At 41.7% G+C, this 20,935-nt stretch carries 34 protein-coding genes and 2 pseudogenes; 29 read left to right on the top strand and 7 right to left on the bottom strand.

Annotation, left to right across the window (positions count from 1 at the left end; all coding sequences use genetic code 11):
• Positions 1 to 9: 9 nt before the first annotated feature.
• From ACIF8R_RS15230 to ACIF8R_RS15200, 7 genes and pseudogenes are all read right to left on the bottom strand, one after another.
• Positions 10 to 960, bottom strand: a complete 951-nt coding sequence (locus ACIF8R_RS15230) for a metal-dependent hydrolase (RefSeq protein ID WP_145849731.1) — start codon at positions 958 to 960, stop codon at positions 10 to 12.
• A gap of 123 nt (positions 961 to 1,083) precedes the next feature.
• Positions 1,084 to 1,860, bottom strand: coding sequence for a ribosome biogenesis GTP-binding protein YihA/YsxC (gene yihA, locus ACIF8R_RS15225; RefSeq protein WP_005067265.1), 777 nt, complete (start codon positions 1,858 to 1,860; stop codon positions 1,084 to 1,086).
• A gap of 108 nt (positions 1,861 to 1,968) precedes the next feature.
• Positions 1,969 to 2,406 carry an Rrf2 family transcriptional regulator gene (locus ACIF8R_RS15220; protein WP_145849729.1) on the bottom strand — a complete coding sequence of 146 codons (438 nt, stop codon included), beginning with the start codon at positions 2,404 to 2,406 and terminating at the stop codon, positions 1,969 to 1,971.
• Positions 2,407 to 2,491: 85 nt separating this feature from the next.
• The gene (locus ACIF8R_RS15215; protein WP_396481648.1) at positions 2,492 to 3,256 is read right to left on the bottom strand and encodes a globin domain-containing protein; all 765 of its coding nucleotides are present in this window, start codon (positions 3,254 to 3,256) and stop codon (positions 2,492 to 2,494) included.
• Between the two features lie 2 nt (positions 3,257 to 3,258).
• Positions 3,259 to 3,377 (bottom strand): annotated as a pseudogene (locus ACIF8R_RS15210) (hypothetical protein).
• Between the two features lie 24 nt (positions 3,378 to 3,401).
• On the bottom strand, positions 3,402 to 4,937 hold the full coding sequence (locus ACIF8R_RS15205) for a helicase HerA-like domain-containing protein (protein WP_396481646.1): 1,536 nt from the start codon (positions 4,935 to 4,937) through the stop codon (positions 3,402 to 3,404).
• A 43-nt stretch (positions 4,938 to 4,980) separates the two neighbouring features.
• Entirely contained in the window at positions 4,981 to 6,171 is a 1,191-nt protein-coding gene (locus ACIF8R_RS15200; protein ID WP_396481644.1) for a PLP-dependent transferase, read from the bottom strand.
• Between the two features lie 168 nt (positions 6,172 to 6,339).
• Between ACIF8R_RS15200 and ACIF8R_RS15195 the strand changes: the two genes are divergently transcribed.
• The 29 genes and pseudogenes from ACIF8R_RS15195 (at position 6,340) to rplQ (ending at position 20,879) form a co-directional block, all read left to right on the top strand.
• A complete protein-coding gene (locus ACIF8R_RS15195; RefSeq protein ID WP_263614653.1) occupies positions 6,340 to 7,068 on the top strand; it encodes a type 1 glutamine amidotransferase in 729 nt (242 codons plus the stop codon).
• 252 nt (positions 7,069 to 7,320) lie between these two features.
• Positions 7,321 to 7,632 (top strand): 30S ribosomal protein S10, encoded by a 312-nt coding sequence (gene rpsJ / locus ACIF8R_RS15190; protein WP_000070912.1) that lies wholly within the window; start codon positions 7,321 to 7,323, stop codon positions 7,630 to 7,632.
• A 57-nt stretch (positions 7,633 to 7,689) separates the two neighbouring features.
• Positions 7,690 to 8,328 (top strand): 50S ribosomal protein L3, encoded by a 639-nt coding sequence (gene rplC / locus ACIF8R_RS15185; RefSeq protein ID WP_263614652.1) that lies wholly within the window; start codon positions 7,690 to 7,692, stop codon positions 8,326 to 8,328.
• A gap of 11 nt (positions 8,329 to 8,339) precedes the next feature.
• Complete coding sequence (gene rplD, locus ACIF8R_RS15180) at positions 8,340 to 8,942, top strand: 50S ribosomal protein L4 (RefSeq protein WP_002049755.1); 603 nt, start codon at positions 8,340 to 8,342, stop codon at positions 8,940 to 8,942.
• Positions 8,939 to 9,259 (top strand): 50S ribosomal protein L23, encoded by a 321-nt coding sequence (rplW, locus tag ACIF8R_RS15175; RefSeq protein ID WP_002049693.1) that lies wholly within the window; start codon positions 8,939 to 8,941, stop codon positions 9,257 to 9,259. Before rplD ends, rplW begins: the two co-directional genes overlap by 4 nt.
• A gap of 11 nt (positions 9,260 to 9,270) precedes the next feature.
• Positions 9,271 to 10,095: a 50S ribosomal protein L2 gene (rplB, locus tag ACIF8R_RS15170; protein ID WP_002049686.1), complete on the top strand. Its 825-nt coding sequence runs from the start codon at positions 9,271 to 9,273 to the stop codon at positions 10,093 to 10,095.
• 13 nt (positions 10,096 to 10,108) lie between these two features.
• Complete coding sequence (gene rpsS / locus ACIF8R_RS15165; RefSeq protein ID WP_001138119.1) at positions 10,109 to 10,384, top strand: 30S ribosomal protein S19; 276 nt, start codon at positions 10,109 to 10,111, stop codon at positions 10,382 to 10,384.
• Between the two features lie 11 nt (positions 10,385 to 10,395).
• Positions 10,396 to 10,725, top strand: coding sequence for a 50S ribosomal protein L22 (gene rplV, locus ACIF8R_RS15160; RefSeq protein ID WP_001982638.1), 330 nt, complete (start codon positions 10,396 to 10,398; stop codon positions 10,723 to 10,725).
• A 1-nt stretch (position 10,726) separates the two neighbouring features.
• Positions 10,727 to 11,543, top strand: a pseudogene (gene rpsC / locus ACIF8R_RS15155) (30S ribosomal protein S3).
• Positions 11,483 to 11,896 (top strand): 50S ribosomal protein L16, encoded by a 414-nt coding sequence (rplP, locus tag ACIF8R_RS15150; protein WP_002049688.1) that lies wholly within the window; start codon positions 11,483 to 11,485, stop codon positions 11,894 to 11,896. Before rpsC ends, rplP begins: the two are co-directional and overlap by 61 nt.
• Positions 11,896 to 12,093: a 50S ribosomal protein L29 gene (gene rpmC, locus ACIF8R_RS15145; RefSeq protein ID WP_000849928.1), complete on the top strand. Its 198-nt coding sequence runs from the start codon at positions 11,896 to 11,898 to the stop codon at positions 12,091 to 12,093. Before rplP ends, rpmC begins: the two co-directional genes overlap by 1 nt.
• A complete protein-coding gene (gene rpsQ, locus ACIF8R_RS15140; RefSeq protein ID WP_001291845.1) occupies positions 12,090 to 12,347 on the top strand; it encodes a 30S ribosomal protein S17 in 258 nt (85 codons plus the stop codon). The genes rpmC and rpsQ overlap by 4 nt, the downstream gene beginning before the upstream one ends.
• A gap of 92 nt (positions 12,348 to 12,439) precedes the next feature.
• Positions 12,440 to 12,808, top strand: a complete 369-nt coding sequence (gene rplN / locus ACIF8R_RS15135; protein WP_001982634.1) for a 50S ribosomal protein L14 — start codon at positions 12,440 to 12,442, stop codon at positions 12,806 to 12,808.
• A gap of 9 nt (positions 12,809 to 12,817) precedes the next feature.
• Positions 12,818 to 13,135, top strand: a complete 318-nt coding sequence (rplX, locus tag ACIF8R_RS15130; protein WP_002049703.1) for a 50S ribosomal protein L24 — start codon at positions 12,818 to 12,820, stop codon at positions 13,133 to 13,135.
• Between the two features lie 15 nt (positions 13,136 to 13,150).
• Positions 13,151 to 13,687 carry a 50S ribosomal protein L5 gene (rplE, locus tag ACIF8R_RS15125; protein ID WP_044119300.1) on the top strand — a complete coding sequence of 179 codons (537 nt, stop codon included), beginning with the start codon at positions 13,151 to 13,153 and terminating at the stop codon, positions 13,685 to 13,687.
• 9 nt (positions 13,688 to 13,696) lie between these two features.
• The gene (gene rpsN / locus ACIF8R_RS15120; protein ID WP_002049689.1) at positions 13,697 to 14,002 is read left to right on the top strand and encodes a 30S ribosomal protein S14; all 306 of its coding nucleotides are present in this window, start codon (positions 13,697 to 13,699) and stop codon (positions 14,000 to 14,002) included.
• Between the two features lie 11 nt (positions 14,003 to 14,013).
• Positions 14,014 to 14,409, top strand: a complete 396-nt coding sequence (rpsH, locus tag ACIF8R_RS15115) for a 30S ribosomal protein S8 (RefSeq protein ID WP_002049732.1) — start codon at positions 14,014 to 14,016, stop codon at positions 14,407 to 14,409.
• Positions 14,410 to 14,422: 13 nt separating this feature from the next.
• Positions 14,423 to 14,956, top strand: a complete 534-nt coding sequence (rplF, locus tag ACIF8R_RS15110; protein WP_004705382.1) for a 50S ribosomal protein L6 — start codon at positions 14,423 to 14,425, stop codon at positions 14,954 to 14,956.
• A gap of 14 nt (positions 14,957 to 14,970) precedes the next feature.
• On the top strand, positions 14,971 to 15,321 hold the full coding sequence (gene rplR, locus ACIF8R_RS15105) for a 50S ribosomal protein L18 (RefSeq protein WP_002049741.1): 351 nt from the start codon (positions 14,971 to 14,973) through the stop codon (positions 15,319 to 15,321).
• Between the two features lie 2 nt (positions 15,322 to 15,323).
• The gene (gene rpsE / locus ACIF8R_RS15100) at positions 15,324 to 15,821 is read left to right on the top strand and encodes a 30S ribosomal protein S5 (protein WP_001141025.1); all 498 of its coding nucleotides are present in this window, start codon (positions 15,324 to 15,326) and stop codon (positions 15,819 to 15,821) included.
• Positions 15,822 to 15,827: 6 nt separating this feature from the next.
• Entirely contained in the window at positions 15,828 to 16,004 is a 177-nt protein-coding gene (rpmD, locus tag ACIF8R_RS15095; protein WP_000849088.1) for a 50S ribosomal protein L30, read from the top strand.
• Positions 16,005 to 16,007: 3 nt separating this feature from the next.
• On the top strand, positions 16,008 to 16,448 hold the full coding sequence (gene rplO / locus ACIF8R_RS15090; RefSeq protein WP_002049750.1) for a 50S ribosomal protein L15: 441 nt from the start codon (positions 16,008 to 16,010) through the stop codon (positions 16,446 to 16,448).
• Positions 16,449 to 16,493: 45 nt separating this feature from the next.
• A complete protein-coding gene (gene secY, locus ACIF8R_RS15085) occupies positions 16,494 to 17,813 on the top strand; it encodes a preprotein translocase subunit SecY (protein ID WP_191001672.1) in 1,320 nt (439 codons plus the stop codon).
• A gap of 20 nt (positions 17,814 to 17,833) precedes the next feature.
• Positions 17,834 to 17,950 (top strand): 50S ribosomal protein L36, encoded by a 117-nt coding sequence (gene rpmJ / locus ACIF8R_RS15080; RefSeq protein ID WP_000867907.1) that lies wholly within the window; start codon positions 17,834 to 17,836, stop codon positions 17,948 to 17,950.
• Positions 17,951 to 18,056: 106 nt separating this feature from the next.
• Positions 18,057 to 18,413 (top strand): 30S ribosomal protein S13, encoded by a 357-nt coding sequence (gene rpsM, locus ACIF8R_RS15075; protein WP_263614651.1) that lies wholly within the window; start codon positions 18,057 to 18,059, stop codon positions 18,411 to 18,413.
• Positions 18,414 to 18,432: 19 nt separating this feature from the next.
• The gene (rpsK, locus tag ACIF8R_RS15070; protein WP_001040166.1) at positions 18,433 to 18,819 is read left to right on the top strand and encodes a 30S ribosomal protein S11; all 387 of its coding nucleotides are present in this window, start codon (positions 18,433 to 18,435) and stop codon (positions 18,817 to 18,819) included.
• Between the two features lie 12 nt (positions 18,820 to 18,831).
• Complete coding sequence (gene rpsD / locus ACIF8R_RS15065) at positions 18,832 to 19,458, top strand: 30S ribosomal protein S4 (RefSeq protein ID WP_002049716.1); 627 nt, start codon at positions 18,832 to 18,834, stop codon at positions 19,456 to 19,458.
• Positions 19,459 to 19,475: 17 nt separating this feature from the next.
• Positions 19,476 to 20,483, top strand: a complete 1,008-nt coding sequence (locus ACIF8R_RS15060; RefSeq protein ID WP_004705386.1) for a DNA-directed RNA polymerase subunit alpha — start codon at positions 19,476 to 19,478, stop codon at positions 20,481 to 20,483.
• An 18-nt stretch (positions 20,484 to 20,501) separates the two neighbouring features.
• Entirely contained in the window at positions 20,502 to 20,879 is a 378-nt protein-coding gene (gene rplQ, locus ACIF8R_RS15055; protein ID WP_002049717.1) for a 50S ribosomal protein L17, read from the top strand.
• Positions 20,880 to 20,935 lie beyond the last annotated feature (56 nt).

Genomic DNA, 20,935 nt, shown 5'->3' with positions numbered 1-20,935 from the left:
TTTTTATTTTTAAGCGGCTTGTAGCTCGGCTCTTTTTGCTGCTGGAGATTGAGATAAATAACTTACCGCGTCTTCAGTGCTGCCTTCTTTGACCGGATCATACCAAGGCATAAGGTAGTCAATTTGCTGAGCAATAAGCCAGATTGGGTTTGGTAAAACCTGATTATCTTTTCGGCTAATTTTATACCACTCTACAGCAACCCAGGCTGGGAAAAATCTCGACTTAGCAGCGTCAGCAAAGCGAGGGTCTTGCTTCATAATATGTGCAGCGCCGTCTACCCATAATCCAAGTACCAGTACAATCACTGCGAGGCTTAAGTAGTAACGTGGAATATATCCGCCACCAAGATGACGGTATAAATCAAAAGCCACGGTGCGATGTTCAATTTCTTCAGAACCATGCCATTTAACCAGATCGACCATTTCAGGGTCTGCGCCTAATTCCTCCCAACGGTTGTTATAAAGCGCATATTTACCGAGTACACAAGTCATGTGTTCAACAGTTGCAATAACGCCTAAACGAAATAAATCCCATTGCTCTTGCAAGAATTGAGGAACTTCTTTGTCAAAAGGTTTATCTGCCAAAGCGGTGGTAAATAGATAATTCATAATGTCCAGATTTCTCTGGATATCAATATTACGTGCGCTTAAATATTCTTTATTGGCAGAAGTGTGTGCATTGGCATGCATTGCTTCTTGGCGAATAAATGCTTGAACATCCTGTTTAAGTTTTTCATCGGTAATACGAGGTAAAACCTTGTTATAAAGTCGGCAGAACCAGAACTCTCCAGCAGGCAGGATATTATTAATTTCATTAATAAAATAACTTGCAAACGGTTGGTTTGGAATCCAGTCTACAGGGGTATCTTTCCAGTCAAATTTTACTTTGCGTGGAAGAATTTTATAATCAATAGAAGAACCTAAAGCCTTATTCTTCAAAAAAGATAGCAATTTCATCATTTAGTCCTGATTTTTAACTCGATGAAGTTATAACGAGTATAAAAAAAGCCCCTACATTTGTGTTTAGCAATAGGGGCCAATTGAATATAAATTTAATAAAGAAATTGTATCTGTTTTGACGATTTACTCTTCAGCATCCTCGTCGCTTGCTTCAGGGATCGCATCAACGTCAAATTCTGGCTCTTGATCAAGCGTAAAGTGCAGACGTCCAGCCATCACACTTGCGAGTTCTTCTAAACCTAATTTGTTAAGTGATGAGAAAAGCTGAATAGAGAAATCAAGCTTCATTTTTTTCAGTTGTTGTTTAACTTCAAGCAAGACTTTGTTTGCTGGACCACGGTTCAGTTTGTCTGCTTTAGTTAAAAGAATATGCACAAATAGATGGCGTGAATAAGCCCACTCTAGCATCATCATATCAAAGTGCTGTAAAGGGTGGCGAATATCCATAAGTAACACTAATCCTTGTAAGCTTTTACGGTGGATTAGATAATTTTCTAATTCTTTTTGCCAAACACGCTTCATATCTTCTGGTACAGCTGCATAACCATAACCAGGAAGGTCAACTAAGCGTTGATCAGGATTACCTAAGCTGAAGAAGTTAATCATTTGAGTACGGCCTGGTTTTTTTGAGGCACGTGCGAGTTGTTTTTTGTTGGTTAAGGCATTAATAGCACTAGATTTACCAGCATTTGAGCGCCCTGCAAAAGCAATCTCGTAGCCACTATCTTCAACACAAAGTGCCAATTTAGGAGCACTCATTAAAAATTCAGCTTGGCGTAACCAGTTCAGAGATTGCACAGCATACGCTGTGATTGCTGGATCTGGTTTCTTTTCATAACTGATCTTTTGCTTGGGTGCGAGTCTGGCTTTGGTGTCTTTCGATTTTTCACTACGACGCATAAAAAATAACTTTTTAAATGAGAGGGCTCGCGCCTAGTATAAAGGAGCTTGGTTATTCTTGCTAATTTTCAGCAAGCTTGCTTGCAAAGATAAATAGAATTACGGGCACTAGATTTGTAAAAAGTCTATAGGTGAGGTGTTTGAAGCAGATTTAGGCTGTTGTAAGACTTCTCCCAGCGTATATTGGTCTAAACTTTGATAGAAGCTTTCTAAAGCCTGATCAAGAATTCCTTTTAAACCGCAATGCGAGCGTAGAACGCAAGGTGGGGTGTTGCATTCAACAATTTGATGGTCACCTTGTAAAATTCGGACAATTGCACCGAGCTTTAAGTCTAATGCTTTGGGATTTAAGCGAATTCCACCACCTTTACCGCGAATGGTGATAATCCACTCTTGTTTACCCATAAAATGGACAACCTTCACGAGATGATTTTGCGAAACATATAAATCTTGAGCGATTTCTGCAATTGTGTAAGGCGCGTCACTTGGGCGAGCGACATACATTAATATTCGCAAAGCATAATCGGTAAATTTATTAAGTTGCATGATCACCAAAAACTAAAGGTTAAGAGGTTGATCATCTTAGCCTGAAAGTCTAAAGAATAAAACTTTCAGGCTAGCGCTTTTTCAGTTACAGCGTTAAAGGGGCTGAAACTTGTACTTGATCACCCACTCTATAGTGTTCAAGCAAAATGTTCGAAACCGAGAACTCTGTATGGTTTTCTTCAGGCTGAACATCAAAATGATAAGTATTGTTCTCTTGAGCTTCTGTAAATTTAAAAGCTTTAGGTTGTTCTAGTTGTTGATCGGGAACTTGAATTTTTACTGAAATAAAAGCATTTACTGGACTAGTCAGTACATCTTCATGATCAGTCGCTTTTAACGTAAAGCGCTTGCCAGACTCAAGTGGATCAATTTGTGTAATTTCAAATGAACGCCAGCCAGCCCATCCACCTTTTAAGCTTTCAAGCTGTTCATATTTTTGTTTTTCAACACCAATTAAGATATCTGCCAACTGTAAGTAAGCCTGTTTCCACGCTTCAATGAGTTCTGATTCAAATGGAACATTTAAAACTTCACTAATTGAATGAAGTAAGTTGTCGCCCACAATTGCATATTGATCTGGCTGAATATCTAAACTCACATGCTTGGTGGTAATACGTTCAACTGCTTTAGCGAGCACTGTCGGATTTTCAATATTTTCAGCATACGCGAGTACTGCTGCTGCAAGAGCGCGAGGTTGGCGCAGGCTGGTCTGATCATCAAGATTAAATACATTTTTTAATTCAGGGTTGTTATTCAACATACGCTTATAAAAGTATGTAGTCAGTGTAACGCCATGTTCACGTAATACAGGTACAGTAGATTTAACGAGTTCAATTTGTTGTGGAGTCATGGCTAGACCTTAATTATCTGGCTATATAAGATGTATTTAAAATACATCTTTAAAAAAATTGTGGCAATAGCTTTTTTACAAAAACCTTAAAAAAATTAAGGGATATTAAATCCCTTAAAATAAAATCATGATTTGGTTAAGTTTTTTATTTTCCAAATAATGAGCCGAGTAGCCCACGTACTAATTTCTGTCCTGTACTGCCGCCTAAGCTTCGAGCAGCACTTTTTGCGAAAGTTCCGACAATATCTTGAGTTAGTTTTGCTCGTTCTCTTGCAGCGCGTTCTTCTTCCTTCTGTTGGTCGCGTGCTAAACGTTCTTGTTCCTTGGCTTGTTGCTTCGCTAAAGCTTCTTGCTCTTTGGCAAGCTCAGCATCCTGTTTTTGCTGCTCACGTTCAGCGACTTTATTTTGCAGCATTTCATAAGCGCTCTCGCGATCTACAGCTTGCTCATAGACGCCAGCAATAATACTTTGAGAAATCAGAGTTTTTCGTTCTTCAGGTGTAATAGGGGTAAATGAAGAGTAGGGAGGCATGACCCAACCGCGCTCGACAATTTGTGGTGTACCTTGCTCATCTAGACAACTAATGAGTGCTTCACCTACGGCTAGCTGTGTAATCGCCTCATCCACTTTAAAATTAGGATTGGAGCGGAACGTATCAGCAGCGGTTTTTACTGCTTTTTGGTCTTTAGGTGTAAAGGCGCGTAGGGCATGTTGTACGCGGTTACCGAGTTGACCCAAAACACTTTCTGGTAAATCGAGTGGATTTTGAGTAATAAAATAAATACCGACCCCTTTAGAGCGAATCAAACGTACAACTTGCTCAATTTTTTCTTGTAAAGCTTGACTGGCATTATCAAATAACAAGTGAGCTTCATCGAAGAAAAACACGAGTTTTGGTTTATCCATATCACCGACTTCAGGAAGCTGTTCAAATAACTCAGAAAGCATCCATAACAAGAAAGTAGCATATAGCTTAGGTGTATTCATGAGCTTGTCAGCAGCAAGAATGTTGATATAGCCGAGTCCATTAGCGTCAGTTTGTATAAAGTCCAGAATATTTAACGCTGGCTCTCCAAAGAACTGATCCCCACCTTGGTCGGCAAGAGCGAGCAAATTACGCTGAATCGCTCCTAAACTGGCTGGAGATAAATTGCCATATTCGGCTTTAAATTCTGCCGCATGTTCACTCACAAATGTGATCATGGCTTTTAAATCTTTAAAGTCGACTAACAATAATCCTTGATCATCTGCGATGCGGAACACAGCAGATAAAACACCTTCTTGAGTGTCATTTAGGTTAAGTATACGTGCTAATAAAATTGGACCAATCTCGGAAATAGTAGTCCGAATAGGGTGGCCTTGTTGCCCAAATAAGTCCCAAAAAATAACGGGATTGGCAGCAAAAGGAACACTATCAATTTGTAGAAGTTTTAAGCGTTCATTAAATTTATCTGAAGCCTCTCCAGCTTTTGCTAGGCTAGAAACATCACCTTTTGCGTCGGCAAGAAAGACGGGAACACCGATTCGAGAAAAACTTTCTGCGAGCACCTTTAATGTGACTGTTTTACCTGTACCCGTAGCACCTGCAATTAGTCCATGCCGGTTGGCAAATTGAGAAAGCAAAACAATTTCTTGTGATGTGTCATTAATATTTTTAGCAATAACAATCGGTGTACCCATATATTTTTATCCCTTGGAGCGAGCCACTATTGATGTTGTCGTTTTACAAATGTTTCAGTGCACTTTCGATATCTTGAATTAAATCTTGTGGATCTTCTAGACCTATACACAAACGAACCAATAAACCTTGTTGTAAATGTGTATTCTCAAGTTTTCGCATCATTTTTAAATCATAAAGCATGACAAGGCTAACTGGTCCACCCCAGCTAAAGCCAAGTTTAAATAGCTTAAGAGCATCACAAAAACGGCGTACTGCTGAAATGTCATAATCAGGTTTAAATATTACACTGACTAATCCTGCACTCTTACCTGTTGTGCAAATCTCTTGCCAATATTGATGGCCTGGGGAAGCCTCATCACTCGGATGTAAAACTTGTGTAAACTGCGGCTGTTCCTTTAACCATTTCAGTAGTGTTTTAGCATTATTTGATTGTTGTTCATATCTTAACGACATGTGGGCAAGGCTACGTTGAACTTGAGCTGTATCATCGCCAGATACTGAAATTCCTAAAATGGCATGCATTCGGAACAAACGATGATGTAACTTCTCATCACGTGTTACAACACTTCCCATTAAAATATCACCACCACCACTTGGATATTTTGTTAGTGCATGAACGGTTAAATCTACTGACAAGTGCTCATCAGAGAAATCAAAAGCATTAAATGCAAGTCCAGCTCCCCAAGTATTATCTAAAGCAGTTGCAACTCCATGTGCCTTTGCTTTTTTAACTAACTCTTTAAGATCAGGGAATTCGAGAGTGACAGAACCTGCTGCTTCTATCCATAAAAGTTTGGTTTTTTCAGTTGGTCTAAAGCTTGAGGCATCAATTGAATTATAAACTTTGACGCTAACACTATATTGATCTTTTAAATAGTTTAGATGCTCCAGATTTGGACCATATATATTGTCTGGTACCCAAACTTCATCTCCTGTTCCTAAAAAAGCAGAGTTAACTAGATTTATTGCAGATAACCCACTTGGTGCAAGTAAACAGTATGAACCACCCTCTATTTGGGCAATATTGTCGCCTAAGGTAAACGTTGTTGGCGTACCGTGTGTACCGTAACTGTAGTCATAAGGATCGGTCCAATGACGGTCAAAAAGGTGCGCAGTTGATTTAAAAATAATAGTCGATGCACGAAATAAGGGAGGTTGCACGGTCTCGATGAATTGAGGCGCTTTTCGTGGTGCATGAATGAGTCGGGTTTGGAAATTGTTATGCTTTTTCATGGGGCGCTATGCTTTAAATAATAAGATTAGATTAAGAGAAAACTCACTTATTCGCTAGATTTTTGATTAATTCTAAGAGGTTTCGTTACTGCTGTAACATTCACTAAAAACTTGGCTTTATTTTTGCAAAGATCAAACCAACATTCTAACAACAATAGGTTTAAGCGCATGAAGTCGCATTTACGTGTTCACTATTTTCAACATATTGCTGGCGAAGGGTTTGGAAGCTGTTATTCATTTTTAAAAGCTCATCATGCCACTATTAGCTCTACGGAATTCTTTGCACTTCCGGTTGATCGGTCACTTGAAATAGAAGCTTTACCACGAATTGAAGAAGTAGATTTACTATTAATCATGGGTGGAACCATGAGTGTAAATGACGAGGCAAACTATCCATGGCTTAAAATAGAAAAAAGATGGTTGCGTCGATATTTGGCGGCAGGAAAACCTGCTATAGGTCTTTGCCTAGGTGGGCAGTTAATTGCAAATGCATTAGGTGCAGCTGTTAGTCGCAATCGTTATCAAGAACTTGGATGGTCGACAGTTCAGAGAGTTGCCAACTTACCCCAAGAAAGCTTTCCGCTACCTGAAGAAATTAATGTGATGCAGTGGCATAGTGAAACATTTGAAATACCTAAAGGTGCTATACGTTTAGCTGAGAACGTTGCTTGTCGTAATCAGATGTATCAGATTGGGAAAAATGTATTAGGTTTTCAATTTCATCCGGAAATGACACCGGCAGCTTTAGAACTCTTACTTGAAAATGAAGAGGAGCTATCTATTTTTGACGGTGAATATGTTCAATCGGCAAGAGAACTGCAATATTCGGAAGCACAAAAATTTGAACAGGGTAATCAACTCTTAAATAAAGCGATCGAGTTTGTAATAAGTGCATAGAATGAATTACTCATACTTGGCTAAAGCAGGATTTGAACAAAAAATAGAAAAAGAGAATTGCATAAGACTTAAACAATCGTTATAATGAGCGACCCTCAAGAAGAGGGCATTTACTGCGAAGAAAGTAGTAAATGTGCATTACAGTCGTGGCATCGATCACGACCTTGGTGATTATCACTGCCTTTGACACTTACCAATAGGTGAGATGCGTCAAAGGTGATTCTTTATATATTTGGCTTGGAGTTTACTGGTATGTCTAACCAGAGAATTCGTATCCGTCTTAAGTCTTTTGATCATCGTCTGATTGATCAATCTGCTCAAGAGATCGTAGAAACCGCTAAGCGTACCGGCGCACAAGTTTGTGGTCCAATTCCGATGCCTACTCGCATCGAACGCTTCAACGTTCTTACTTCACCGCACGTTAACAAAGATGCGCGTGACCAGTACGAAATCCGCACCTACAAACGTTTGATCGACATCGTTCAACCTACAGATAAAACTGTTGATGCATTGATGAAGTTAGATCTTGCAGCTGGTGTTGATGTTCAGATCGCTTTGGGTTAAGGCTTTCGGTTAATTAACGATTAGTTAATTAGGCCGCTTTTTTAGAGGTTTATGCACATGGCTATTGGTTTAGTCGGTCGCAAATGTGGTATGACTCGCATCTTTACAGATGCTGGTGTTTCTGTACCTGTTACAGTCATCGAAGTCGATCCAAACCGCATTACGCAAATCAAAACACTTGAAACTGATGGTTATCAAGCTGTTCAAGTAACTACTGGTGAACGTCGCGAATCTCGCGTAACTAACGCTCAGAAAGGTCACTTCGCGAAAGCTGGTGTTGCTGCTGGTCGTTTAGTTAAAGAGTTCCGTGTTACTGAAGCTGAGCTTGACGGTCGTGAAGTTGGCGGTACTATTGGCGTTGATTTGTTCACAGTTGGTCAAATTGTTGACGTAACTGGTCAATCAAAAGGTAAAGGTTTCCAAGGTGGTGTTAAACGTTGGAACTTCCGTACCCAAGACGCTACTCACGGTAACTCAGTTTCTCACCGTGTATTAGGTTCTACAGGTCAAAACCAAACTCCTGGACGCGTGTTCAAAGGCAAAAAAATGGCTGGTCACTTAGGTGATGAACGCGTAACAGTACAAGGTCTTGAAATCGTATCTATTGACGCTGAACGTTCTGTTTTAGTTGTTAAAGGTGCAATTCCTGGTGCAACTGGCGGTGACGTAATTGTACGTCCTACCATCAAGGCCTGAGGGGAAATACCGTGAATTTGAAAACTGTTTCCGGCTCTGCTGTTGAATTGTCTGAAGTTGCTTTCGGACGTGAATTTAACGAGGCTCTTGTACACCAAGTTGTTACTGCTTACTTAGCAGGTGGTCGTCAAGGTACTCGTGCTCAAAAATCGCGTGCAGACGTTTCTGGCGGTGGTAAAAAACCATTCCGTCAAAAAGGTACTGGCCGTGCTCGTGCGGGTTCTATTCGTAGCCCTATCTGGGTTGGTGGTGGTAAAACTTTTGCTGCTCGTCCACAAGATTGGTCTCAAAAAGTAAACCGTAAGATGTACCGCGGTGCAATGCAATGTATCTTAGCTGAACTTGTTCGCCAAGATCGCCTTGTATTAGTTGAAGAGTTTGCTGTTGCAGCTCCAAAAACTAAAGAATTGCTTGCAAAACTTAACGACTTAAATGCTGCTCGTGCATTAATCGTTACTGACGCTGTAGATGAGAACTTATATCTTGCAGCACGCAACCTTCCGCATGTAGATGTGGTAGATGCAACTGCAATCGATCCTGTAAGCTTGATCGCGTTTGATAAAGTTGTGATGTCTGTAGCTGCTGCTAAGAAAATTGAGGTAGAACTCGGATGAACAACGAACGTATCTATCAAGTCCTTAAAGGACCAGTCTTCTCAGAAAAGGCACAAGTTTTAGGTGATACTGTTGGTGTTCAAGTATTTAAAGTAGACATCAATGCTACTAAGCTTGAAATCAAAAAAGCAGTTGAAAAACTTTTTGGTGTAGAAGTTGTTAAAGTTAACACAACTATTACTAAAGGTAAGACTAAGCGCTTTGGTCGTACATTAGGACGTCGTTCTGATGTTAAAAAAGCATACGTCACCCTGAAAGCCGGCCAAGATGTTGAAATGGCTGACTTGGGCGATACCGCTGAAAGCGCAGCGGAATAAGGACGAAAATTATGCCGATTCAAAAATGTAAGCCAACGTCTCCAGGACGTCGCTTTGTAGAGAAAGTGGTTCATGACCATCTTCACAAAGGCGCTCCTTACGCACCGTTGGTTGAAGCTAAAAAACGTACTGGTGGTCGTAATAACAACGGTCACATTACTACTCGTCACGTTGGTGGTGGTCATAAGCAACACTACCGTATCGTTGACTTCAAACGTAACAAAGACAGCATCCCGGCTGTTGTAGAGCGTATTGAATACGATCCAAACCGTACAGCACATATTGCTTTATTGAAATATGCTGACGGTGAGCGTCGTTATATCATTGCACCTAAAGGTTTACGTGCTGGCGATAAAGTACAATCTGGTAACGATGCTCCAATTCGTCCAGGTAACTGCTTGCCACTTCGTAACATGCCGATCGGTTCTACACTTCATAACGTTGAACTTAAAATTGGTAAGGGTGCGCAATTAGCGCGTTCTGCTGGTGCTTCTGTTCAGTTGTTGGGTCGTGATGGTTCTTACGCGATTATTCGTCTTCGTTCAGGCGAAATGCGTAAAGTACACGTTGAATGCCGCGCTGTAATTGGTGAAGTTTCTAACCAAGAAAACAACCTTCGTTCATTGGGTAAAGCTGGTGCTTCACGCTGGCGTGGTGTTCGTCCTACCGTACGTGGTATGGCGATGAACCCGATTGACCACCCACACGGTGGTGGTGAAGGGCGTAACAAAGGTATTCAACCTGTAAGCCCATGGGGTCAAAAAGCTAAAGGGTACAAGACACGTACCAATAAGCGTACGACTAAGATGATTATTCGCGACCGTCGCGTCAAGTAAAGGAATCTGACTAATGCCTCGTTCTCTGAAAAAAGGCCCATTCGTCGATGCGCACTTGTTCGCTAAGGTTGAAGCGGCTGTTGCTAGTAACTCTCGCAAGCCGATCAAAACTTGGTCTCGTCGTTCGATGATCCTTCCAGATTTTGTTGGTTTAACAATCTCTGTTCATAATGGTCGTAATCACGTTCCAGTAATTGTTACTGAGCATATGGTTGGTCATAAACTCGGTGAATTCGCGCCAACTCGTACCTATCGTGGTCACGGTGTTGACAAGAAATCTAAACGTTAATAGGTGTCATGATGGAAGTAACTGCTAAATTACGCGGTGCCGCTATCTCGGCACAAAAAGCACGTTTGGTTGCAGATCTTATTCGCGGCAAATCTGTTGCGCATGCTTTAAACATCTTAAACTTCAGCAATAAAAAAGCTGCTGTTTTAGTAAAAAAAGCATTGGAATCTGCGATTGCAAACGCTGAACACAATAACAGTTTAGATGTTGACGATCTTAAAGTTTCTACGATTTACGTTGATGAAGGCATGAGCCTTAAACGTATTATGCCACGTGCTAAAGGCCGTGCAGATCGTATTACTAAGCGTACTTGTCACATCACCGTTAAGGTAGGGGTTTGATATGGGTCAGAAGGTTCATCCAATCGGTATCCGCCTAGGTGTTGTGAAACGTCATAACGCTAACTGGTATGCGAATCCGAAACAATACGCTGAATACTTGCTTAAAGATCTTCAAGTTCGTGAGTTTTTAACTAAAAAACTTAAGAATGCGATGGTAAGCAATATTCTTATCGAACGTCCATCAGGCGCTGCTAAAGTAACTATTAGCACAGCTCGTCCTGGTATCGTAATCGGTAAAAAAGGCGAAGATATTGAGAAATTACAGCGCGAACTTACCAGCATTATGGGTGTTCCAGCGCAAGTAAGTATCAACGAAATTGATCGCCCAGACTTAGATGCGCGTTTAGTTGCTGAAGCAATTGCTTCTCAATTAGAAAAGCGTGTTATGTTCCGTCGTGCTATGAAGCGTGCGGTTCAAAACACTATGCGTGCTGGTGCTAAAGGTATCAAAGTTGAAGTGTCTGGCCGTTTAGGTGGTGCAGAGATTGCTCGTACAGAATGGTATCGTGAAGGTCGTGTACCTTTGCATACGTTACGTGCAGACATTGACTATGCAACTATGCGTGCAGAAACAACTTACGGTACGATTGGTGTTAAAGTTTGGATTTTCCGTGGCGAGATCTTAGGTGGCATGAAACAAGTCATGAACCCTGCTCCTGCTGAAGATCGTCCAGCTAAACGTGGTCGTGGTCGTGGTGAAGGTCAAGAGCGTCGTGGTCGTCGCGGTGACCGTGCTGCTGACAAGGGAGAATAATCCATGTTGCAACCTAAACGTACCAAATTCCGTAAAGTGCATAAAGGCCGTAACACTGGTCTAGCGCATCGTGGTAGTACAGTATCATTTGGTTCGATTGCAATTAAAGCAACTGAACGTGGTCGTATGACTGCGCGTCAGATTGAAGCTGCACGTCGTACTATTAGCCGCCGTATTAAGCGTGGTGGTAAAATCTTTATTCGCGTATTCCCGGATAAACCAATTACTCAAAAGCCTCTTGAAGTGCGTATGGGTAAAGGTAAGGGTAGCGTGGAATACTGGGTTTGCCAGATCCAACCAGGTAAGATCCTGTACGAAATTGAAGGTGTGAACGAAGAATTAGCGCGTGAAGCATTTGCTTTAGCTGCTGCTAAACTTCCGTTTAAAACCACTATCGTGACTCGGACGGTAATGTAATGAAAACTAAAGATCTACGTGAAAAATCGGTAGAAGAGTTGAAAGCTTTGCTTGATGAGCAACAGCTTAACCAATTCCGTCTTCGTATGGCGAAAGCAACTGGTCAGTTGGGTAAATCGCACGAAGTGCAAGTTGCTCGTAAGACAATTGCTCGTATTAAGACACTCCTTACCGAAAAACAGGGGAACGGACAATGAGTGAAAAAACAGTCCGCACGTTAACCGGCAAAGTCGTAAGTGACAAAATGGATAAATCTATTGTTGTTCTTATTGAACGCCGCGTTCAACACCCGTTGTATGGCAAGTCAATTCGCCGTTCAACTAAGTTACACGCTCATGATGAGAACAATGTTGCTAAAATTGGCGATGTTGTAACCATTAAAGAAAGCCGCCCAATTTCTAAAACTAAAGCTTGGACTTTAGTGGAAGTAGTTGAAGCAGCTGCTGAGTAATTCGACGTTCTTGTTGCATCATCGGTCAATTTCGAGTACTCTTTGAGCCTTTCGAAATTGTGACCGGTGATGCTCGGTTTTGGAGTAGGGCAATGATTCAAACCGAAACTATGCTCGACGTAGCAGACAACAGTGGTGCTCGCCGCGTACAATGTATTAAAGTACTTGGTGGTTCACATCGTCGTTATGCTTCTGTTGGCGACATTATTAAAGTTACTGTAAAAGAAGCAATCCCACGTGCACGTGTTAAAAAAGGTGACGTGATGAATGCGGTTGTAGTTCGTACTAAATTCGGCATTCGTCGTCCAGATGGTTCTGTGATCCGTTTTGATGATAATGCTGCAGTTATCTTGAACAACAACAAAGCTCCGATTGCTACTCGTATCTTCGGACCAGTGACTCGTGAACTTCGTACTGAACAGTTCATGAAAATCATTTCATTGGCTCCTGAAGTTCTATAAGAGGCAATCATGGCTAAGATTAAAAAAGGCGATCAAGTTATCGTGATCGCAGGTAAAGAAAAAGGCAAACAGGGTACTGTATTGTCTGTTTCTGAAGACCGCGTTAAGGTTGAAGGCCTTAACTTAGTGAAGAAGCATCAAAAGCCTAACCGTGTAACTGGCGCTGAAGGCGGTGTAGTTACTCAAGAAGCTTCGCTTCATATTTCAAACGTGGCAATTTTAAATGCTACAACCCAGAAGGCTGACCGTGTTGGTTACCAAGTGATTGATGGCGTGAAAACTCGCGTTTATAAATCAAATGGTGAATCAGTGGCGGTAGCGAAGTAATAGGTTGAAAAGGCAATGGCCAGACTTAAAGCACGTTACAACGATGAACTTAAAGCAAAGTTACAAGAAGAACTTAGCATTAAGAACGTGATGGAAATTCCACGCATCACAAAAATTACCCTAAACATGGGTGTAGGCGCAGCTGCAACTGATAAGAAATTATTAGATGGCGCTGTAGTCGACATGCAATTAATTGCTGGTCAAAAACCAGTAATTACACTTGCTCGTAAATCTATCGCAGGTTTCAAAATCCGTGATGGTTGGCCAATTGGTTGTAAAGTTACTTTACGTGGCGACCAAATGTACGAATTCTTGGACCGTTTGATCTCAATCGCAATCCCTCGTATCCGTGACTTCCGTGGTTTCTCTTCGAAATCATTTGATGGTCGTGGTAACTATTCAATGGGTTTGAAAGAGCAAATCGTTTTCCCTGAAATCGATTTCGATAAGATTGATCGTATTCGTGGTATGGATATTACTATTACTACGACTGCTCGCACCGATGACGAAGGCCGTGCGCTTATGCGTGCATTCGGCTTCCCGTTCAAATAAGAGGTCGATATGGCTAAGAAAGGTATGATTAATCGCGAATTGAAACGCGAAAAAACAGTTGCTAAATACGCTGCAAAACGTGCTGAATTAAAAGCTACGATTGCAAACGTAAATGCAAGTGAAGAAGAGCGTTTCGAAGCGATGTTAAAGTTACAAGCATTGCCACGTAATGCATCTCCGGTACGTCTTCGTAACCGTTGTGGTTTAACTGGTCGTCCTCATGGTTACTTCCGTAAGTTCGGTTTAAGCCGTAACAAATTACGTGACACAGTAATGCAGGGTGATGTACCAGGCGTTGTTAAGGCAAGCTGGTAAGGAGCGACTAAATGAGTATGCAAGATACCGTTGCCGACATGCTAACACGTGTTCGTAACGCACAAATGGCTAAGAAACAAACTGTTTCTATGCCTTCTTCTAAGTTGAAAGTTGCAATTGCAAACGTACTTCAACAAGAAGGTTATATTTCAAATGTAGAAGTTGCTCAAGAAGAGACAAAATCTACTTTGACAATTACTTTAAAATATTTCGAAGGCAAACCAGTTATCGAAATGGTTAAGCGCGTAAGCCGTCCAGGTCTTCGCCAATACCGTGGTAAAGATAAACTTCCAAGCGTTAAGCAAGGTTTAGGTATTGCAATTGTTTCTACAAGCAAAGGCATCATGACTGATCGCGCTGCACGTGCTGCAGGCGTTGGTGGTGAAGTTATTGCTTTTGTTTCTTAATAGGTGATTCCTCATGTCTCGTGTGGCTAAAGCCCCAGTAACTGTACCTAATGGTGTAGCAGTTACTCAGAACGGCCGGCAGGTCGAAGTGAAAGGCACTAAAGGTACATTGTCTTTCAACCTGCATGCGCTGGTCGAGCTAAAACAGGAAGAAGGTAAACTTCAACTTGCTCCAGTTAAAGAATCGAAAGATGCTTGGATGCAAGCTGGTACTGCTCGCGCTGTATTGAACAACCTTGTAAAAGGTGTTAGCGAAGGCTTCGAACGTAAGTTGCAGCTAGTTGGTGTTGGTTATAAAGCTGCGGTTAAAGGTACTGTTGTAAACCTTAACCTTGGTTACTCACACCCAATTGACTACGCTTTACCAGAAGGTGTAACAGCGGAAACTCCAACTGCTACTGAAATCATTTTGAAATCAGCAAACAAGCAGTTGTTAGGTCAAGTAGCGGCAGAAATCCGTGCATACCGTGCTCCTGAACCATATAAAGGTAAAGGTGTTCGTTATTCGGATGAAGTCATTCTTCGTAAAGAAGCTAAGAAGAAATAAGGCGCGAGGTTCTTATGAACGAAAAGAAACAATCCCGTTTGCGTCGTGCGAAAAGCACACGCTTGCACATTCGTGCATTGGGTGCGACTCGTTTGTGTGTAAACCGCACTCCGCGTCACATCTATGCTCAAGTTATTTCAGCAGATGGTGGCAAAGTTTTAGCGCAAGCTTCAACTTTGGATGCATCTTTACGTAGCGGTACTACAGGTAATGTAGACGCGGCTACTAAAGTAGGTGCTTTAATCGCAGAACGCGCGAAAGCAGCTGGTGTAACTAAAGTTGCATTTGACCGTTCTGGTTTTAAATATCATGGTCGTATCAAAGCCTTGGCTGATGCTGCTCGTGAAAACGGCTTGGAGTTCTAATCATGGCTAAAGTTGAACAAAACGAAGGTCTTGTTGAAAAGCTGGTTGCCGTTGATCGTGTAGCCAAAGTTGTTAAGGGCGGTCGTATCTTCTCTTTCACAGCATTAACTGTTGTGGGTGATGGTAATGGTCGTGTTGGTTTTGGTCGTGGTAAAGCACGTGAAGTTCCTGCTGCTATTTCTAAAGCACTTGAAGCTGCTCGTCGCAACATGATCACTGTAGACCTTGCTGGTACTACTTTACAACACCCTGTGAATGCTCGTCATGGTGCAAGCCGTGTATACATGCAACCTGCTTCAGAAGGTACTGGCGTAATCGCTGGTGGTGCAATGCGTGCCGTTCTTGAAGCTGCAGGTGTACATAACGTACTTGCTAAATGTTATGGTTCTACAAATGCTGCTAACGTAGTAAACGCAACTTTTAAAGGTTTGCGTGATATGACTTCTCCTGAGAAAGTCGCTGCGAAACGTGGTAAATCAGTAGAAGAAATTCAAGGGTAATCAATCATGAAAACGATTAAAGTTACCCAGACTAAATCTTCTTCACATCGCTTGAAAAATCACAAGCTTTGCTTACAAGGTTTAGGTCTGCGTCGTATTGGTCATACTGTAGAAGTGCAAGATACGCCTTCTAACCGCGGTATGATCAACAAAGTCTACTATATGGTTAGTGTAGAGGAATAAGCCATGACTCTGCGTTTAAATGAGCTTGCACCTGCAGAAGGTGCAAAACGTGAACACCGTCGTTTAGGCCGTGGTATCGGTTCTGGCGTTGGTAAGACTGGTGGCCGTGGTGTCAAAGGTCAAAAATCACGTAAAAGTGGTGGCGTTCGTCCAGGTTTCGAAGGCGGTCAAACAGCGATTTATCGTCGTTTACCTAAATTCGGTTTCACTAGCCAAATCGCTTTAAAAACTGCTGAAGTACGTTTGTCTGAGTTAACTAAAGTGGAAGGCGACATTGTTAGTCTTGAAACTTTAAAAGCTGCGAATGTTGTTCGTCGCGATCAAATTCGTGCTCGTATCGTGCTTTCTGGTGAAATCACTCGTGCATTCACTGTTCAAGGTGTTGCATTGACTAAAGGCGCTAAAGCTGCAATTGAAGCAGCTGGCGGTAAAGTCGAGGAGTAATCTCGAGTGTCTATGTCTCCTAGTTCTTCAGGTCATGTCAACATGATGAAAGGTCAGCCATTTCATGTGAAATACCGTGAAATTATTCGCCGGATGAGTTTTCTAATCGGTGCATTGCTGGTCTTTCGACTAGGAGCGCATATTCCAGTACCAGGCATTAATAATGCTGCGTTAGAAAATTTATTTCATGCAAACCAAGGAACTATTCTTGGGCTATTCAATATGTTTTCTGGCGGTGCTTTAGAGCGAATGTCGATTCTTGCTTTAGGGATCATGCCTTATATTTCTGCATCAATTATTGTGCAGTTAATGTCAACGGTGATTCCTTCTCTTGAAGCCTTGAAAAAGGAAGGAGAGCAGGGTAAGCGAAAAATTAATCAATATACGCGTCAAGGTACATTACTACTTGCAGTGGTTCAGGCAGTAGGTATGTGTGCAGGCCTTATTGGTCAGGGTATTACTCTGTCTACAGGACTTGCATTCTATATCCCTGCAGTTACGTCACTTATCGCTGGAACTATGTTCTTAATGTGGTTAGGTGAACAAATCACTGAAAGAGGTATCGGTAATGGTATCTCAATGATTATTTTTGCAGGTATTGTAGCTGGTTTGCCTAAGTTAATTATGCAATCAGTGTCATCTGTAGATAATGGTCAAACAAGTTTAATTGGTCTTGTTATCTTTGGTCTTTTGTCTCTTGGTGTATTGGCTGCGATTGTGTTTATTGAAAAAGCACAGCGTCGTATTCCAGTAAACTATGCGCAGAAGCAACAAGGGCGTCGTATATTTACAGCTCAGCAAACACATCTACCATTAAAAATTAATATGGCTGGTGTGATTCCTGCGATTTTTGCAAGCTCTTTACTATTGTTCCCAGCAAGTCTTGGTCAATGGGTAGGTAGTGCAGATCCGAGTGCTGGTTTAATTAAACGTAGCTTACAAGATTTAGCTTTGGTATTGTCGCCTGGACAGCCTTTGTATTTGGTGCTCTTTGGTGCGTTAATTATCTTTTTCTGTTACTTTTATACGGCTTTAGTATTTAGCCCTAAGGAAGTATCAGAAAATCTAAAACGCAGCGGAGCTTATGTGCCTGGTATTCGCCCAGGTGAGCAAACTGCTCGTTACTTAGATCATATTCTTAATCGTTTGACGTTTATTGGTGCGATTTATATTACAGTCATTTGTTTGATGCCAATGATTCTACAAAGTTCTTTTGGTATTCCATTCTACTTGGGTGGTACCTCATTACTGATCGTAGTTGTTGTTGTTATGGACTTCATGGCTCAGCTACAAGCGCATTTAACATCTCATCAATATGACAATCAAACATTAATGAGAAAAACGACTGCTCATCCTAAGGGATAAGCGCACTTAGAGGTTTCATCATGAAAGTACAAGCTTCTGTAAAGAAAATTTGTGGTAGCTGTAAAGTTATCCGTCGTAATGGGGTTATTCGCGTGATTTGTAGCGCAGAACCTCGTCATAAGCAGCGTCAAGGTTAATCTAATCAAGACCTGTTGATTTCAGTAGGCGAATTGGGTTAATATCCGCCCCTCAAGATTTTTGTGGGGCGGTTGATTATCTCTACTGCCTTTTTGGAGAAAGTGAATGGCTCGTATTGCCGGTGTAAACATTCCGGATAACAAGCATGCTGTTATCTCCCTCACTTATATCTTTGGTATCGGTCGCCACACTGCTAAGAATATCTTAGCTTCAGTTGGTATTACTGAGACTACTAAGATCCGTGAGTTGGACGATGCACAGCTTGATGCGATTCGTGCAGAAGTTGCTAAGGTTCCTACCGAAGGTGACTTACGTCGCGAAATTTCCATGAACATTAAACGTTTAATGGATTTAGGTTGCTATCGTGGCCTTCGTCATCGTCGCAGCTTGCCTGTCCGTGGTCAACGCACCAAAACTAACGCACGTACCCGTAAAGGTCCGCGCAAACCGATTAAAAAGTAAGATTTCTGGAAGCTAAAAGATGGCTAAAGATACTCGCACACGCAAGAAGGTCACTCGTACCGTCTCTGAAGGTGTTGCACACATTCACGCGTCTTTTAATAACACCATTGTTACGATTACCGATCGTCAAGGTAATGCATTGGCTTGGGCCACCTCAGGTGGACAAGGCTTCCGTGGTTCACGTAAATCAACTCCGTTTGCTGCTCAGGTAGCTGCTGAAGTTGCTGGTAAAGCAGCTTTAGATTACGGTTTGAAAAACCTAGACGTCCTTGTAAAAGGTCCTGGTCCAGGTCGTGAGTCTGCGGTTCGTGCATTAGGCGCAGTGGGTTATAAGATTAACAGCATTACCGATGTGACTCCAATTCCTCACAACGGTTGCCGTCCACCTAAAAAACGTCGCGTGTAAGGAGAAACATTCATGGCTCGTTATATTGGTCCAAAATGCAAACTCTCTCGCCGCGAAGGGACAGACCTGCAACTTAAATCTGGCGTTAAACCATTTGACGTCAAAACTAAAAAAGCTAACAAAGCACCTGGTCAACATGGTCAGGCTCGCGGTGGTAAGCAATCTGAGTATTCACTACAATTACGTGAAAAACAAAAAGTCCGTCGTATTTACGGTGTGTTAGAGCGTCAATTTAGTAACTACTATAAAGAAGCAGCTCGTGTTAAAGGCGCAACTGGTGAGAACTTGTTGAAATTGCTTGAAAGCCGTCTTGATAACGTTGTTTATCGCATGGGTTTTGGTTCTACACGTGCAGAAGCTCGTCAGTTAGTAAGTCACCGTAGCATTACTTTGAATGGTCGTCGTGTAAACATCGCATCTATTCAAGTTAAAGCGGGTGATGTAATTGCGGTTCACGAAGGTGCTAAACAACAATTGCGTATCAAAAACGCGATTGAATTAGCTGCTCAACGTGGTATTCCAGCTTGGATTGATGTTGATCATTCTAAACTTGAAGGTACGTTTAAAGCTGCACCAGATCGTTCTGATTTACCTGCTGAAATCAACGAAAGCTTGATTGTAGAATTGTATTCTAAATAATCCTTGAGGTAGCAATAATGACGCGTACTGCAAACGAGTTTCTAACTCCGCAAGCGATCAAGGTCGAAGCGGTTAGCGGGACCTCGGCAAAAGTGATTCTAGAACCTTTAGAGCGTGGTTTTGGCCACACTCTTGGTAATGCTTTACGTCGCATTCTATTGTCTTCTTTACCTGGCGCTGCTGTGGTTGAAGTAGAGATAGAAGGTGTCGAGCACGAGTACAGTACTTTAGAAGGCTTGCAGCAGGACATCGTCGAGCTCTTGCTGAACCTAAAAGGATTGTCTATTAAGCTGTTCGATCAAAATGAAGCTTATTTAACATTAGAAAAACAAGGTCCTGGCGATATTACTGCTGCTGACCTTCGTTTACCTCATAATGTTGAAGTGGTTAACCCAGATCATTTAATCGGTACTTTGAGTGCTTCAGGTTCATTAAAAATGCGCTTGAAAGTTTCTCAAGGTCGTGGTTATGAAACTTCTGATTCTCGTTTCCCTGAAGGTGAAACACGTCCTGTAGGTCGTTTACAATTAGATGCTTCTTATAGCCCAATTAAACGTGTTTCTTACACCGTTGAAAACGCGCGTGTTGAACAACGTACCGATTTAGATAAACTGGTAATCGATCTTGAAACAAATGGAACGGTTGATCCTGAAGAAGCAATCCGTAAAGCGGCAACAATCTTGCAACAACAAATTGCAATTTTTGTTGATCTTCAGAAAGACCAAACTCCAGTTGCTCAAGAACCTCGTGAAGAAGTTGACCCAATCTTGCTTCGCCCAGTAGATGATCTAGAGCTTACTGTTCGTTCTGCTAACTGTTTGAAAGCAGAAAATATTTACTACATTGGTGATCTCGTTCAACGTACTGAAGTTGAGTTGTTAAAAACTCCTAACCTTGGTAAAAAATCGTTAACAGAGATCAAAGATGTTTTGGCATCGAAAGGCTTACAACTCGGTATGCGTCTTGAAAACTGGCCACCAGCTAGTCTTCGTATGGACGACCGTTTTGCCTATCGTAGCCGTTAATTAAGTAGGACTATCACCATGCGTCATCGTAATAGTGGTGTGAAATTAGGCCGTACAAGCAGCCATCGTAAAGCGATGTTCCAAAACTTGGCTAATTCTTTATTTGAACACGAGTTGATCAAAACAACTGTGCCTAAAGCTAAAGAATTACGTCGTGTTGCTGAGCCTTTAATCACTCTAGCAAAAAACGATACTGTAGCAAATCGTCGTTTAGCATTTGCTCGTACTCGTAATGCTGCAACTGTAGGTAAATTATTTACCGTACTCGGCCCTCGTTACAAAGAACGTAACGGCGGTTATCTACGTGTTCTTAAAGCGGGCTTCCGTGCTGGTGATGCAGCACCGATGGCTTACGTTGAGCTTGTAGATCGTGAAGTTAACACTTCAGCTGAATAATTGATATTATTCGGAAAAGGCCGGCTTTATGCCGGTCTTTTTTATTTTTTGAAAAT

Source organism: Acinetobacter sp. ABJ_C4_1 (assembly GCF_044538495.1).
GTDB lineage: Bacteria > Pseudomonadota > Gammaproteobacteria > Pseudomonadales > Moraxellaceae > Acinetobacter > Acinetobacter nosocomialis_A.
Note: the sequence above shows the minus strand (reverse complement) of the source record. Positions and strands in the feature narration are given on the sequence as shown.

Coding starts and splice junctions, on each gene's coding strand:
- rplN (WP_001982634.1), top strand. CDS start 12,440: ATGATTCAAACCGAAACTATGCTCGACGTAGCAGACAACAGTGGTGCT.
- rpmC (WP_000849928.1), top strand. CDS start 11,896: ATGAAAACTAAAGATCTACGTGAAAAATCGGTAGAAGAGTTGAAAGCT.
- ACIF8R_RS15200 (WP_396481644.1), bottom strand. CDS start 6,171: ATGAAAAAGCATAACAATTTCCAAACCCGACTCATTCATGCACCACGA.
- rplO (WP_002049750.1), top strand. CDS start 16,008: ATGACTCTGCGTTTAAATGAGCTTGCACCTGCAGAAGGTGCAAAACGT.
- rpsE (WP_001141025.1), top strand. CDS start 15,324: ATGGCTAAAGTTGAACAAAACGAAGGTCTTGTTGAAAAGCTGGTTGCC.
- rplE (WP_044119300.1), top strand. CDS start 13,151: ATGGCCAGACTTAAAGCACGTTACAACGATGAACTTAAAGCAAAGTTA.
- rplQ (WP_002049717.1), top strand. CDS start 20,502: ATGCGTCATCGTAATAGTGGTGTGAAATTAGGCCGTACAAGCAGCCAT.
- secY (WP_191001672.1), top strand. CDS start 16,494: ATGAAAGGTCAGCCATTTCATGTGAAATACCGTGAAATTATTCGCCGG.
- ACIF8R_RS15215 (WP_396481648.1), bottom strand. CDS start 3,256: ATGACTCCACAACAAATTGAACTCGTTAAATCTACTGTACCTGTATTA.
- rpsK (WP_001040166.1), top strand. CDS start 18,433: ATGGCTAAAGATACTCGCACACGCAAGAAGGTCACTCGTACCGTCTCT.
- rplB (WP_002049686.1), top strand. CDS start 9,271: ATGCCGATTCAAAAATGTAAGCCAACGTCTCCAGGACGTCGCTTTGTA.
- rpmJ (WP_000867907.1), top strand. CDS start 17,834: ATGAAAGTACAAGCTTCTGTAAAGAAAATTTGTGGTAGCTGTAAAGTT.
- rpsS (WP_001138119.1), top strand. CDS start 10,109: ATGCCTCGTTCTCTGAAAAAAGGCCCATTCGTCGATGCGCACTTGTTC.
- rplR (WP_002049741.1), top strand. CDS start 14,971: ATGAACGAAAAGAAACAATCCCGTTTGCGTCGTGCGAAAAGCACACGC.
- rplP (WP_002049688.1), top strand. CDS start 11,483: ATGTTGCAACCTAAACGTACCAAATTCCGTAAAGTGCATAAAGGCCGT.
- rpsQ (WP_001291845.1), top strand. CDS start 12,090: ATGAGTGAAAAAACAGTCCGCACGTTAACCGGCAAAGTCGTAAGTGAC.
- rpsD (WP_002049716.1), top strand. CDS start 18,832: ATGGCTCGTTATATTGGTCCAAAATGCAAACTCTCTCGCCGCGAAGGG.
- ACIF8R_RS15195 (WP_263614653.1), top strand. CDS start 6,340: ATGAAGTCGCATTTACGTGTTCACTATTTTCAACATATTGCTGGCGAA.
- ACIF8R_RS15220 (WP_145849729.1), bottom strand. CDS start 2,406: ATGCAACTTAATAAATTTACCGATTATGCTTTGCGAATATTAATGTAT.
- rplW (WP_002049693.1), top strand. CDS start 8,939: ATGAACAACGAACGTATCTATCAAGTCCTTAAAGGACCAGTCTTCTCA.
- rplC (WP_263614652.1), top strand. CDS start 7,690: ATGGCTATTGGTTTAGTCGGTCGCAAATGTGGTATGACTCGCATCTTT.
- ACIF8R_RS15230 (WP_145849731.1), bottom strand. CDS start 960: ATGATGAAATTGCTATCTTTTTTGAAGAATAAGGCTTTAGGTTCTTCT.
- yihA (WP_005067265.1), bottom strand. CDS start 1,860: ATGCGTCGTAGTGAAAAATCGAAAGACACCAAAGCCAGACTCGCACCC.
- rplV (WP_001982638.1), top strand. CDS start 10,396: ATGGAAGTAACTGCTAAATTACGCGGTGCCGCTATCTCGGCACAAAAA.
- rpsM (WP_263614651.1), top strand. CDS start 18,057: ATGGCTCGTATTGCCGGTGTAAACATTCCGGATAACAAGCATGCTGTT.
- rpmD (WP_000849088.1), top strand. CDS start 15,828: ATGAAAACGATTAAAGTTACCCAGACTAAATCTTCTTCACATCGCTTG.
- rpsH (WP_002049732.1), top strand. CDS start 14,014: ATGAGTATGCAAGATACCGTTGCCGACATGCTAACACGTGTTCGTAAC.
- ACIF8R_RS15060 (WP_004705386.1), top strand. CDS start 19,476: ATGACGCGTACTGCAAACGAGTTTCTAACTCCGCAAGCGATCAAGGTC.
- rpsJ (WP_000070912.1), top strand. CDS start 7,321: ATGTCTAACCAGAGAATTCGTATCCGTCTTAAGTCTTTTGATCATCGT.
- rplF (WP_004705382.1), top strand. CDS start 14,423: ATGTCTCGTGTGGCTAAAGCCCCAGTAACTGTACCTAATGGTGTAGCA.
- ACIF8R_RS15205 (WP_396481646.1), bottom strand. CDS start 4,937: ATGGGTACACCGATTGTTATTGCTAAAAATATTAATGACACATCACAA.
- rplX (WP_002049703.1), top strand. CDS start 12,818: ATGGCTAAGATTAAAAAAGGCGATCAAGTTATCGTGATCGCAGGTAAA.
- rpsN (WP_002049689.1), top strand. CDS start 13,697: ATGGCTAAGAAAGGTATGATTAATCGCGAATTGAAACGCGAAAAAACA.